The sequence below is a fragment of the Saccharibacillus sp. JS10 genome, from assembly GCF_024436065.1.
Classification (GTDB): Bacteria; Bacillota; Bacilli; order Paenibacillales; family Paenibacillaceae; genus Saccharibacillus.
Genome location: NZ_JANFNS010000002.1, coordinates 679,948 through 692,917, shown reverse-complemented (window position 1 = coordinate 692,917; position 12,970 = coordinate 679,948). Strand labels below are relative to the sequence as shown.

The 12,970-nt window shown below is 46.7% G+C and carries 10 protein-coding genes; all 10 read right to left on the bottom strand.

Translation table 11 applies throughout. The annotated features are described in order from the left end of the window. Positions 1–74 precede the first annotated feature (74 nt). The 10 genes from aroF to thrS all read right to left on the bottom strand — a co-directional run bounded on the left by aroF (position 75) and on the right by thrS (position 12,751). Entirely contained in the window at positions 75–1,139 is a 1,065-nt protein-coding gene (aroF, locus tag NOM90_RS08500; RefSeq protein WP_255941326.1) for a 3-deoxy-7-phosphoheptulonate synthase, read from the bottom strand. 218 nt (positions 1,140–1,357) lie between these two features. Then, positions 1,358–2,323: a 4-hydroxy-3-methylbut-2-enyl diphosphate reductase gene (locus NOM90_RS08495; protein ID WP_255941325.1), complete on the bottom strand. Its 966-nt coding sequence runs from the start codon at positions 2,321–2,323 to the stop codon at positions 1,358–1,360. Positions 2,324–2,486: 163 nt separating this feature from the next. Next, entirely contained in the window at positions 2,487–4,046 is a 1,560-nt protein-coding gene (locus tag NOM90_RS08490) for a sensor histidine kinase (protein WP_255941324.1), read from the bottom strand. A 19-nt stretch (positions 4,047–4,065) separates the two neighbouring features. Continuing rightward, a complete protein-coding gene (locus NOM90_RS08485; RefSeq protein ID WP_255941322.1) occupies positions 4,066–4,758 on the bottom strand; it encodes a response regulator transcription factor in 693 nt (230 codons plus the stop codon). 119 nt (positions 4,759–4,877) lie between these two features. Then, on the bottom strand, positions 4,878–6,524 hold the full coding sequence (locus NOM90_RS08480; protein WP_255941320.1) for a S1C family serine protease: 1,647 nt from the start codon (positions 6,522–6,524) through the stop codon (positions 4,878–4,880). Between the two features lie 793 nt (positions 6,525–7,317). Further along, positions 7,318–7,977, bottom strand: coding sequence for a response regulator (locus tag NOM90_RS08475; RefSeq protein WP_255941319.1), 660 nt, complete (start codon positions 7,975–7,977; stop codon positions 7,318–7,320). Next, the gene (locus tag NOM90_RS08470) at positions 7,889–9,013 is read right to left on the bottom strand and encodes a sensor histidine kinase (RefSeq protein ID WP_255941317.1); all 1,125 of its coding nucleotides are present in this window, start codon (positions 9,011–9,013) and stop codon (positions 7,889–7,891) included. The genes NOM90_RS08475 and NOM90_RS08470 overlap by 89 nt, the downstream gene beginning before the upstream one ends. Positions 9,014–9,025: 12 nt before the next feature. Further along, positions 9,026–10,255, bottom strand: a complete 1,230-nt coding sequence (gene liaF / locus NOM90_RS08465) for a cell wall-active antibiotics response protein LiaF (protein ID WP_255941315.1) — start codon at positions 10,253–10,255, stop codon at positions 9,026–9,028. A gap of 189 nt (positions 10,256–10,444) precedes the next feature. Next, on the bottom strand, positions 10,445–10,600 hold the full coding sequence (locus tag NOM90_RS08460; protein WP_255941313.1) for a hypothetical protein: 156 nt from the start codon (positions 10,598–10,600) through the stop codon (positions 10,445–10,447). Between the two features lie 213 nt (positions 10,601–10,813). After that, the gene (gene thrS / locus NOM90_RS08455) at positions 10,814–12,751 is read right to left on the bottom strand and encodes a threonine--tRNA ligase (protein WP_255941311.1); all 1,938 of its coding nucleotides are present in this window, start codon (positions 12,749–12,751) and stop codon (positions 10,814–10,816) included. Positions 12,752–12,970: the final 219 nt, after the last annotated feature.

Here is a 12,970-nt window from a genome sequence, read left to right as displayed (position 1 = left end):
GGTACGATGCGGGCTCTACTCATTTTGTAAACGTTTTAAAAATAGACATGTTACGGAATATAAATGTTCAAAAATTAGACGATCGCCCAATTTTTAAAAGCTTCGGCTTCGGCTTTGGTTGTCGAGAAACTTTTGCCAACGATCGGGGATAACTGCTCCAAATCACGCATTAAGCCTGCGAACTGATCCGGGAATAACGATTGAACCCCGTCACCTGTCATCGAATTGTCCGGATCGGTGTGCATTTCGATAATCAGACCGTCCGCACCGGCTGCTACCGAAGCTTTTGCCATCGGTTCAACCAATTCGCGTCTGCCTGTACCGTGACTCGGATCAGAAATAACCGGAAGATGGCTCAGACTTTGCAAAGCCGGAATCGCTGCAAGATCCAGCGTGTTGCGCGTGTAGGATTCGAATGTACGAATACCGCGCTCGCAGAGCATCACATCTGGATTGCCCCCTGCCAAAATGTACTCGGCAGCATTGAGCAGTTCATCATAAGTCGCGCTGAAGCCGCGCTTGAGCAATACAGGTCGACCGCAAGTACCAAGCTTACGCAATAGATCGAAGTTCTGCATATTGCGTGTACCGATTTGAAGAATATCGGCGTATTCCGCGCAAATATCGACATATTCTGGAGTCATGACTTCTGTGATTGTCAGCAAGCCGTGCTTTTTACCCGCTTCCGCCATCATGATCAGACCTTCTACGCCTACGCCCTGGAAGCTGTAAGGGCCTGTACGAGGCTTGAATGCTCCGCCGCGAAGAACTTGTCCGCCTGCGGCTTTTACAAGTCTGGCGATCTCGTCGATCTGCTCCGCCGATTCTACTGCGCAAGGTCCACCCATCACAACCAGTTCGCCGCCACCGATCTTCACGTCGCCGATCTGAATCACTGTATCTTCCGGGTGGAAATCGCGACTTGCCAATTTGTATGATTTGGAGATCTTCACGACTTCTTCGACGCCTTTCATTTGACGCAGATGCTCCGCAAGTCTAGGTTCGGCTTGACCCACCAATCCGACAACCGTTCGGTCTGAGCCTCGCGATACATGTACGGTCAGCCCTTCTTTTTCAATCGTACGAATTACGTCTTGCAATTGCTCCTCCGGAGCTTGGTTCGATAAAATAGCGATCATGATTATCTCTTCCCTTCAATATAAGAATAGGAACGTTGTTCCCGAGATGTCTGTACCCCACGGACTCTTTCGCACTTAAACGCTTTTATGCTTTTAGGCTTTTATCCAATAAAGCAATATTAACAAACAAAAAGCTCTCCGTCAACCGCAAGAGCTTTTTAAAAATAAAAAAAGCCTCTAATCTTTGATAAAAAAAGAAAAGAGGCTTTTACTAATCCTTATTCTGCTTGTGCTTTAACTTTTGTTTTTTCACGAACCGGCGGCAGCAGTTTCTTCATATCGATAGTGCGCTTGATTTCCCAAGTCGCCGCATCGCTTTCTTCGAACTGTTCCAAATAATTGATGACTTCTTTCGTAATCGGCGTAGGCGTCGATGCTCCAGCCGTCACTGCGACTTTGGAGATACCCATCAGCCATTCTTGCTTGATCTCGCTCACGTCAGAGACGCGGTAAGCCGTAGTGCCTGCAATCTCTTCCGAGACTTGCGCAAGGCGGTTCGAGTTGTTACTGCGCGGATCACCAACGACGATCACGAGATCCGCTTGACCGGCTTGCTCGGCAACCGCTTCTTGACGGACTTGCGTCGCCAAACAAATTTCGTTATGAACTTCAGCTCCCGGGTAACGTTCCAGCAACATTTTCATAATCGTTTTGATGTCCCATTGGCTCATGGTCGTCTGGTTTGTGATAATGATTTTGCCATTGGGTACATTCAGATGTTGAATTTCTTCTTCTTTTTCAATCAAATGAACTTTGTCCGGAGCGATTCCGATCGCGCCTTCGGGTTCAGGATGATTTCTTTTGCCAATATAAATGATTTCGTAGCCTTCATCGGCTTTCTCGCGAATCAAATCATGGGTCTTCGTGACATCCGGGCATGTCGCATCGACGGTCGTCAGACCGCGCTCACGAGCACGCTTGCGAACTTCCGGAGACACGCCGTGTGCGGTAAAGATAACCGTGCCTTGATCCACTTGCTCCAAAATCTCCAAACGGTTCGGTCCGTCGAGCGTAATGATGCCTTCGTCTTCGAACGATTGGGTCACGTGTGCGTTGTGCACGATCATCCCGAGTATATAAATAGGTCTTGGCAGATCGAGATTTTTTGCCGCTTGTCTAGCCAGCACCATAGCGTCAACGACTCCATAGCAATAGCCGCGCGGGGCGATACGTAGAACTTCCATCTATTAGCACCTGCTTTCGGATTCATGGCTTCAAACGCGAAATCTCGCGTATATCCCGATTATAACGTATTCTGTAAGCCGAAGAAAGGCGAGCTTCCAATCAGCGCGTTTGCTGGTGAGAAGATCGCCTTCTTTTCTCGTGATATCGGAAGACGTACAGCCTCTATGTCTCTTTACCCGAATCGGTAGACTTTGGCTTACTTTCTTCGTTTACTTCCGGATTAATTTCGATCGGTTCGTCTTCGTAAAAGACTTCGATATCTTCAGCAGCCTGGATTTCCGGGAATAATGCGGGCAGCCAAATAATAAACGTTGACCCTTCGCCTTTGACTGTCACCACCTCAACGGAGCCTTGATGTTCGTCAATAATCCATTTGGCGATCGACAGTCCAAGCCCTGTGCCCGGTGTTTTCCCGCGTGATTCGTCCGCGCGGTAGAACCGTTCGAAAATATGCGGCACTTCGTCCTTGTCCATGCCGATTCCGCTATCTTTCACTCGAATCCCGACTTGTTGACGGTACACGACGATGTCTAGAGACACTTGCCCTTCTGTCGTATATTTGAACGAGTTTTCGATAAAAATAAACAACATTTGCTGCAAATAATCTTTGTTGCCAATCACTGCAATACCGTCCAAAGCGCTTAAATCGCCGGGCGCCCATTCCGCTTGATGCGGTAAAAATTGTGCACGGCGCACTACATCTTCAACCAGCGGACCGAGTTCCAACCATTCTTTTTGCATCGTCTGCCCGGCATCTGCTCTTGCCAGCGACAACATATCGCCGATCAAGCGGCTCATACGCTCGGATTCATCCGCAATATCGCCAATGGCTTCGACCGACATTTGCTTCAAATCTTCTTCGCTCAGTCTGGAAGAAGCGCCGTCCATCGTCCAAATCTTTTTGAGCAAATCCGTATTGCCGCGAATTGTCGTAAGCGGTGTACGCAGCTCATGCGAAGCATCAGATACAAAACGTCGCTGCGCCCGGTAAGATTCTTCTAAATCTTTGTAAAAGTGCTCGGTACGCCCCAACATCCGGTTAACGGTACTGATCAGTTGACCCACTTCATCTTGAGGGCCTGTATAATCGATTCGTACGCTCAGATCGCTACTCGTTTGAACGGCGTTCGCCGCTTCAATGACTTTGCCGATCGGTGCCATCGATTTCCTCGCCAAAAACAGCCCTAAAGTAAATGCCAAAATCAACGTCGACAACGAGCCCATCAACAAAATAAACCGGAGATCGGATAACAAATTTTCGGCTTCTTCGGTACTTGCTGCAATTTGCAGTAATACAGGATCTCCGTTACCGGTGCTCAATACTTGCTGATACATGAGGTACGGACGACTTTCTGTATAGATCCGGCTGAAATCTTGGTTGATTTCATCTAACTCCGGCACGTTGAATTTGAACGTCGGGCTGACAAAAGCCATATTGGTCGATTGCTTCAACGTTCGTGTACGATAATCGTAAATTTGTACGTATAACCGACTATCGATCGTTTTGAGCAGATTCGCCATATTGATATCCGACGTTACTCTGCCGGTCTGATCCACAACAATACTTTGCCGAATTTGTTCTCGAATCCGACTTTGCCAAGTGTCGTACGTATTCTGATACGTATTGTAGTAGACGAATGTATAAATAATTCCGCTGAACATTAATAAAGTCAACGCAAGAATGCCTGAGTACCAAGCGGTCAAACGTAAACGGATAGACATAGCAGAGGGCTGCCCCCTTTTAGGAATCGCTTCTTAAGATGTAACCAGCACCACGGATGGTCTGAATCAAGCGCTTATGTTCAGGACTTTCCGTTTTTTGTCTAAGCATCGCGACGTAGACTTCGAGAACATTCGACTCGCCGCTATAATCGTAACCCCAGATTTTATCCATGATCAGATCACGCGATAATACTCGGCGAGGGTTGAGCATGAATAGATGCAGCAGTTCGAATTCTTTTGCCGTCAGCTCGATTCGTTTGTCGCCGCGAGTCACTTCACGAGAATCGACGTTCATGACTAGATCTTCGAAAGTCAGTCGTTCTCCGTCGTCTTCACGTACGGTATCCGTTTTGCGCCTTAGAAGTGCACGTACACGCGCCAACAATTCTTCTAACGCGAAAGGTTTGACCAAATAATCGTCCGCGCCAAGATCCAACCCTTTGACCCGATTTTCGAGCTCGTCTTTGGCAGTCAACATCAATACCGGTACTGCGCTTCCTGCTTCGCGTAATCGGCGTACGACTTCGAACCCATCGACTTCGGGCATCATCACATCCAAAACCAACAAGTCAGGATCGGTTGTCCGCATTAGCTTCAAACCTTCGGAACCATTGGGAGCGGTATGCACTTCATAGCCTTCAAAAGCCAACCCTCTCCTGAGCATAGAAATGATTTTTTCGTCGTCATCGACAATCAGAATATTCGATCTCATAATACGCTTTCTTCCCCTCTACGTGCTTTTTTATTATTGTAGCATCCGCACAGCAAAAACGGGAGGGTAGTCCCTCCCGCACTTCTTACGCTGTAACTCTAAGGTCAAAAAGATAAGGCTTATTGACCGCCAAACGGATTCATGAATCCATTCTCATTTTGAGTACTTGGATTTTGCTGAGCTGCACTCGATTTTTCGTATTCGTTGCGGTCGCCGATTGTTACTTTGATATCCACTTTTTTGTCGTTACGAATTACATTGAGTGTCGCCGTATCTCCGACTTTCAGTTTTTGAATCGCTGTGATCAGATCTTGGCTAGTTGCATACGCTTGACCGTTCATACCTGAAATAATATCGTAGCTGCGCAGATCGGCTTTGTAAGCTGGCGAACCGTACAGAACGTTGCTTACGAGAGAACCTTCTTTTGTCGTTACGCCCATTTGTTGCGCGATGCTATCGGACATGGTAGTCAAGCTTGCTCCGATAAACGGAATCGCTTCTTTCGGAATTTCTTGGTTATTTTTCAATTGTTCAACGACGTTCTTGATCGTGTTCGACGAGATAGCAAAACCGATACCTTGCGCTTCTGTGCTCACGGCTGTATTCATCCCGATCACTTCGCCGTTCAGGTTAAGCAACGGACCGCCGGAGTTACCAGGGTTGATTGAAGCATCTGTTTGTAGCAAGTGTTTGTAATCGGTTGTTCCGCCTGTCGATTGGTCAGCGATCGAAATTTCGCGTTCTTTCGCACTCAGTACACCTGCGGTTACGGTATGTTCGAATCCTTCCGGGTTACCAATCGCCACGACCCAGTTCCCGATTGCGGTTGCATCCGAATCACCAAGCGAAATCGCTGGGAAGTCTTTACCGTCGGTGCTTGTAATTTTCAGTACGGCTAAGTCAAGATCAGCGCTATGACCAAGCAGTTTGGCTTCGTAAGGTTTCGTATTGCCGTCCAGCGTAACTTGGATCACGTCGCCACCTTCAACCACGTGGTTATTGGTCAAAATGTATCCTTCTTTATCGAAAATAAATCCAGTTCCCAGACCAAGCGGTGTCAGCTGACCTGAGCTATCGGAATTTCCGCTATTGTTATTTTGACCTTCGTTACCGTTTCCTTGGGAATTGCCGAAGAAGCGGAAGAATGGATCGTTGTAATTGCCTTGCGTACTGTTCGAAGAACTGCCGCCTTTGGATAAGGTTTCGATTTTGACGACCGAAGGGCTTGCTTGATTTACGACATCCGAAATATCTTTCGAAGAAGCAATCGTGTAGGCTGCTGTCGATACGCCGCTGGATTTTGCTGTAGCGTTCGTCGTTGCTGCTTGAGCCGTGTTATCTGCTCCGCCGAACCAACCTGCATGACCTGCTGTAAAAACGGAACCGGTAATGACGATCGCGCCAAGCGCACCTGCCGCAAACGAAGTTACCATATTTTTAAACGAAGATTTTGGTTTTTGGTTATAGTTCCAGTTGCCATTTTGCGAAGAACCGTTCGATCCGTTTGGAGTTCCGTAAGAATCATAACTCCGAACTGGGCTTGGCGGCGTGACTTCAACATCTTTTACCGGGTTTTTCGACTCGGACTCCGAAGATCCTACCGATTGGAAAGGTCCGTATGAGTAGTAGTACGAAGAACCGTCTGGGTTGCCCGATTGCTCGGAGGAGCGGTTATTCGATGCTTGGTTGCGGTCTTCTTGAGGATTTCCGTTTTGCCCTGCTTCATTGTTTCCTTCGAAAGAGTTTCCGTATTTTTTGTCGTCCATTTCTATTTCCTCCTCGCCTCCGGGCAATGCCGAAGTCACGTAATTTGGATTAAACTGTTTGTAAAACTAGGTTGGATTCATCGACTAGCGAGTTGTGATGTGGTTTGTTGTGTGTCGTTTGCTTCTGTACTTATTTTCGCCTAACAACCTTAATTACACATTAAAACAGGTATAAAGATAGATAAGAAAAACATAAAGAAAAACTCTTTGTTAAACATGTTAGTTGGCGGGGTGGGGGAAGCGAGAAGACTGCGAGGAGAATTCGTTTCGGTCGCTTGTTGAAATTGAGAAACTTTGATTGGACTTTTAATAGGAGTTTTCTCAATTTCAAAGGCGAACGCTAACGCTCCTGCACTGAATTCCCCTCTCCGTTTTCTCGCTTCCAGTTACGTTTGGTTTTGGCGATAGCTTTTTTTACTTCTTCTCGTTTGACCGTATTCCACTGAATGTACTCTACAAATCAATACAAATATTAACCTGATTCAACGCAAAGAAACCCAGCTCCATAATGAGAGCTGGGTTTCTTAATCATGCCAACTCCTTCTAAGAAAAGAAGGAGTCTTCTTTAAATATGTTTTCTGTACCACCTACACCTACCGTAACTGGAAGCGAGAAGACGGAGAGATAAATTCAGTGGAGGAATGGAATGTTCGCCTTTGAAATCGGGAAAATACCTATTAAAAACTCCAATCAAATTTCCCGATTTCAACAAGCGACCTAAAGGCTTTCGAAGAAAGGCACATCGTAAGCATACGCTAACGAATTTATCTCGCAGTCTTCTCGCTTCCCCCCGTCACAACCTAACCATCCCCTGCCGATGAGCAAAAATCGCAAGCTGCGTCCGATCTTCCAACTCGCATTTCATCAACAAATTGCTTACATGCGTTTTGACGGTTTTGATACTGATATGTAATTCTTCGCCGATCTCTTTATTACCCATGCCTTCGGCGATCAATAATAATACTTCTTTTTCCCGCTCGGTCAGCGGCGAAGAATCGGATTGAACCGTGCGTTGACGGATGCCGCGCGTCAAAGCTTGGGAGACGTCGCCCGTCATCACCGGCATACCGCGAAAAGCGCCTTTTAACGCATAAATCAATTCTTCTGCGGTTACGGTCTTCAGCACATAGCTGACAGCTCCAGCTTCGATCGCTTCCATCACTAATCGATCTTCCAAAAAGCTAGTCAGCATCACGACGCGTACAGCTGGAAACTCCGATAAAACAAGCCGCGTCGCTTCGGTTCCGTTCATCTCCGGCATCATTAAATCCATCAAGATCAGATCCGGCATTTCGCTTCCTTCAGCCGCGATTTCCCGCAAGCGTTCGATCACTTCCAATCCATTCGATGCTTCGGCGATTACATCAAACCCCGGTTCCAGCATCAAGTACGTTTTCAGACCCATTCTCACCATGTCGTGATCGTCCGCCAACAGAATCTTGATCTTCTCCATGCTCGTCCACTGCCTTTCCTTCTGTGAATTTTGGAATATGTATACGAATCGTTGTGCCTTCTCCTGGCTTCGATAAAATTTCGGCTCGCCCGCCTAATTTCTCGGCTCGTTCCCGCATCGTTGTCAAGCCGTAAGAACCTTGTCTTTGCGTAGCGCCGCTAGCAAATCCTTTTCCATCATCGCTAATTGACAGCAAGACTTGGCGTTCATTTTCACGTAGCGACAAACTTACCATCTGCGCCTGAGCATGCTTCACGATATTCCCCATCGCTTCTTGGACGATCAAAAATAGCTGTTGCTCGATCGCTTCGGATAATTCGTCGCAAGATTCGACGTCTTTGATCCCTTTTAAGCCGTTTTGAATACAATAATCGGGGAACCAGCGATCCAAAGCCGCAGGAAGCGCAATCCCTTCAAGCTCGACAGGACGAAGCTGCGCGATTAATGCACGCATTTGTTTCTGAGCCAGATTCGACATCTGAATCAGTTGCTGCATCACTTGTACTGAAGCTTCTGGATTTAACTCTAACACTTTTGGCAGCGAAGCGGCAGACATATGGATCGCAAATAACTGCTGGCTAACCGAATCGTGCAGATCGCGTGCCATCCGGCGGCGTTCTTCGCGCACCGCGTTATCGACCAATTGTTCTTTGCCGATCGCTTCGGTTTCGCCCAACTTTTGGAGCAACTTGGTTTTCGTTTCGATCGAATCCATCATCGTATTGAATTCACTATACACCCGCGCAAACGATTGATCATCCGGACTCCCGAGTCTGAGCGCTAAATTTCCTTGCGAGACTTGGAGCATCGTATAATGCAGCACATCAATACGGCGCTGGATTCGGCGTCCCGCAATATAGCCGGTTACAACCGCAACTAACACCGTAACAAACAGATATAAGATCCAAATTTTTGCGGGCAAGACTTTTACAAATCCGTATAAGCTCAACCAATACAGTAAAGCGGCGAGAATCCCGCCGCTTAGCAAAAAGTAAAACGTAAGCTCCCACTTCGTGTTTTTTAATAGATTTCCCATAACCGACCGCCTTTACCCTACGATATTGACGTTAACATCCGAAATAAATGAGCTGACATGAATTTTAAGGCGTTTCGAACATTCGTCGTAATTTTGCGTTTCGTCGACACCGCTAACCATGCCCGTGCGACGTTTGCCCAATACGTTATGATTCCCTAAAAATGAACTGCTATTCACTTTCACTCCAACTTCGGGATCATTCGGCATATAAATCACGACATCGCCGATAAAGCTGGAAACATTGATTTTGGTTGTCCCATAAGGAATTTGAGCTTTCGTCAAGTCGATTACCGTATCTCCAACAAAATGAGAAATATTGAGCGGCTTGAGTTTGAAATAATCTCTTCCTATATAGTAATCTCCGATAAAATTCGATTCATTAACCGTTTTATCTTTTTTTTCTTTGTCTGCTTGTTGACGCGTTTTTTTCATTTCTTCACTATCATATCCATAAAATCGAGGATCGTCTGAAACATTTTGAGCAAAAGGTTCTTTGTCTAACGAAACTTTACCAGGAGTATGGTGATGAGAATCGTGTGTAGAAGACTTTTTAAAATCTTTCATCGCACTATCGACCTCGTGCTTCACTTCTTCCGCAATCCGGGAAAAGTCGATTTTACGAACTTGATCTGCCGTTTGCTTACCGATTTCGCGAGCCATGTCTCCGATTTTTTGAAACTCTGAATTTTTTTCGGATTTTGGATGTTCTTGTTCCTGATATTTTTCGCGATGATTTTCCTGATGATTTGGATCAAACTCTTTTTTGTCTAAGTTCACAAACATCCGATCTAACGGCGATTCCAACGGCTCGATCGGTGACGGCGGTGTTGGCGGCGTAGGCGGAAAATGTTGATGATTTCCGTTATACGGCGGTATGTGATGACTTTCTTCCGGACGCGGTAACGGATAGTCAGGAGTAGATTTTGGTTTGAACAAAGTATACACTCCAATCGCGATCAATCCTGCAGGAATCATAAATTTGAAAAACTCGCCTGTGCCCATATCGGTAAGCCCCAAATTGCGAACTTGGAAGTATCCGCCGATTGCGATCAAAATGACGTGCCCAATGACGCTTGAACTATGTTTTTTCGTACTTAACAATTGCGAAAGCCCGACCATAATCAAAATCATCGGCCAAAATGTACGAATCAAATCTCCGATTCCGTAAGTAATGAAGCCTGCCTGATAAGCCATAAATCCAACACCCATTACAATTAGCCATAACGCTCCAGATCTTTTCATGCCGCTCTCCTCCTTCGAAGTAACAACTACTCATTCTTTTTTATACATCCAATATTTTTCTTGTTTTTCTTTTCGGATATTTCTTATAGGTTCATTGTATCGAAAGTGATGCAAAGCCAAAAGCGGCTACGGAATGAACCTTCTCTCGGTCTTAAGACCGAGGCGTTCTTTATAAACATTTTACTTTGACTATACTCGTCCACGAATTCCGTCAATTGCGATCGACTGATTTTGATTAGGCTTCGTTGTATCGTTGACGAATGTGTGCCGGGATTCCACAGGATTTGGACGTAACCACCGGCTATACCATTGTTTGAGCCATCTTCTTACTCTGCTTTTTGTCATTGTTCACGCCGCCTTTTCGTTTTTTTCAGTATGTTCGAAAAAAGGTAAAGCCAGTAGCGGCGCGGGAATGATCTTACTCTGCATCTGCGGAGCGAAAAAGCGGTCAGGCTTTAGCCGTGGCTTTTTCCGCCTTGCGACGTAGCCATCCAACGCAAAAAAGCCGCCCCTGTCTACCAGGAGCGGCTTTTGGATAATTCTGCTTTCAAGTTTTACTTAGACTTTGCGCGTGCGTACTTCTTCTTGCAGCATCGCAATCACTTCATCCAGCGCTTTCGCGCCGAGATCGCCTTCGCCGCGTTTACGTACCGATACGCCGCCAGCTTCTTTTTCATTTTCGCCGACTACGAACATGTACGGTGATTTTTCAAGCTGAGCTTCGCGAATCTTATAGCCCAATTTTTCGTTCCGTACATCGGTCTCGACGCGGATACCCGCTTCTCTCATACGATCTGCCACTTGCTCGGCATATTCGCTGTAGTTGCCCGATACCGGAATGATTTTTGCTTGTACAGGCGATAGCCAAAGCGGCAGATTGCCTGCAAAGTTTTCCAGCAAGAATGCTGTGAAACGTTCCATTGTACTGATGATCCCGCGGTGGATTACGACTGGACGATGCTTCTGACCGTCGTCGCCGATATATTCCAACTCAAAACGTTCTGGAAGCAAGAAATCGAGTTGCGCGGTCGATAATGTTTCTTCTTTACCCAGAGCTGTTTTGATCTGTACGTCAAGCTTCGGACCGTAGAACGCGGCTTCGCCTTCTGCTTCATAGAAAGGAAGTTCCAGTTCTTCGACAACTTCACGCAGCATACGTTGGGACATTTCCCACATTTCATCGTTTTGGAAATACTTCTCGGTATCTTGCGGATCGCGGTACGACAGACGGAAACGGTAACTTTCGATACCGAAATCTTCGTAGACTTTCGCAATCAACTTCACGACGCGACCAAATTCTTCTTTGATCTGATCAGGACGGCAGAAGATATGCGCATCGTTCAAAGTCATCGCACGTACACGGTGGAAGCCTGTCAACGCGCCCGACATTTCATAACGGTGCATCAGACCGAGTTCCGCGATACGGATCGGCAGTTCGCGGTAGCTGTGCATATCGCTTTTATAAACCATCATATGGTGAGGGCAGTTCATCGGACGCAGCACAAGCGATTCGTTGTCCAGTTCCATCGGCGGGAACATATCTTCTTGGTAGTGTTCCCAGTGACCCGAAGTTTTGTACAACTCGACGTTACCCATAACTGGAGTATAGACGTGTTGGTAGCCCAGGCTTTCTTCCAAATCCACGATGTAACGCTCCAGCGTACGACGCAGTCTTGCACCGTTCGGCAACCAGATCGGCAGACCTTGACCAACCAGATTGTTAAAAGTGAACATTTTCAAATCTTTACCTAGTTTACGGTGATCGCGTTTTTTCGCTTCTTCCAAGAAGTGCATATGCTCATCTAGTTCTGCTTTTTTGAAAAACGCCGTTCCGTAAATCCGTTGCAGCATTTTGTTTTTGCTATCTCCGCGCCAGTAAGCACCGGCTACGCTGAGAAGTTTGAATACTTTGAGCTTTCCTGTCGAAGGCACGTGTGGTCCACGGCACAGGTCGAAAAATTCGCCTTGATCGTAGATTGTAATCGCGGAATCTTCCGGCAAAGCTTCGATCAATTCGATTTTGTAAGGATCGCCAAGCTCTCCGAAAATTTTGAGCGCTTCTTCGCGGCTTACTTCGCGGCGCGTAATCGGCAAGTTTTCGCCAACGATCCGTTCCATTTCTTTCTCGATCTTTTGCAGATCTTCAGGGTTCAGACCGTGTTCCAGATCCATATCATAGTAGAAACCTTCTTCAATTACAGGGCCGATGCCCAGTTTCACTTCGCTTGTTCCGAACAAACGGCGTACCGCTTGCGCAGTCAAGTGAGCGGTACTGTGACGAACCACTTCAAGCCCTTCCGGCGAACCCGGCATTACGATTTCGATCTGCGCTCCATTTTCAAGAGGCGTGCTCAGATCGACAACGATCCCGTTTTGTTTACCTGCAAGTGCGCTTTTACGCAAGCTGCTGCTAATCGACGCTGCCACGTCATCAATGGTACTGCCTTCTGCGTATTCGCGGACGGAGCCGTCCGGCAGACTAATAGAAATAGCCAAAATCATCATTCCTCCTCAAATTAGAAAAAGCCAATACGGAATTCGCGCACAAAAAAACGCCCATCCCGCGAAGGGACGAGCGTTATACCCGTGGTTCCACCCTGATTCGGCTTGATTTCGTCAAACTTCCGAAAAAATCGGATATCACGAAATAAAAGCCCTCATTGAGCACATCAATAACGGAAGTGCGGTCCGGCGGGATCTACTTTCTTTGTTTCA

Excerpts from the sequence above, each read along its gene's own strand:
- NOM90_RS08470 (WP_255941317.1), bottom strand. The coding sequence starts at position 9,013 with ATGGGAAATCTATTAAAAAACACGAAGTGGGAGCTTACGTTTTACTTT.
- NOM90_RS08490 (WP_255941324.1), bottom strand. The coding sequence starts at position 4,046 with ATGTCTATCCGTTTACGTTTGACCGCTTGGTACTCAGGCATTCTTGCG.
- liaF (WP_255941315.1), bottom strand. The coding sequence starts at position 10,255 with ATGAAAAGATCTGGAGCGTTATGGCTAATTGTAATGGGTGTTGGATTT.
- NOM90_RS08480 (WP_255941320.1), bottom strand. The coding sequence starts at position 6,524 with ATGGACGACAAAAAATACGGAAACTCTTTCGAAGGAAACAATGAAGCA.
- aroF (WP_255941326.1), bottom strand. The coding sequence starts at position 1,139 with ATGATCGCTATTTTATCGAACCAAGCTCCGGAGGAGCAATTGCAAGAC.
- NOM90_RS08460 (WP_255941313.1), bottom strand. The coding sequence starts at position 10,600 with ATGACAAAAAGCAGAGTAAGAAGATGGCTCAAACAATGGTATAGCCGG.
- NOM90_RS08495 (WP_255941325.1), bottom strand. The coding sequence starts at position 2,323 with ATGGAAGTTCTACGTATCGCCCCGCGCGGCTATTGCTATGGAGTCGTT.
- NOM90_RS08475 (WP_255941319.1), bottom strand. The coding sequence starts at position 7,977 with ATGGAGAAGATCAAGATTCTGTTGGCGGACGATCACGACATGGTGAGA.
- NOM90_RS08485 (WP_255941322.1), bottom strand. The coding sequence starts at position 4,758 with ATGAGATCGAATATTCTGATTGTCGATGACGACGAAAAAATCATTTCT.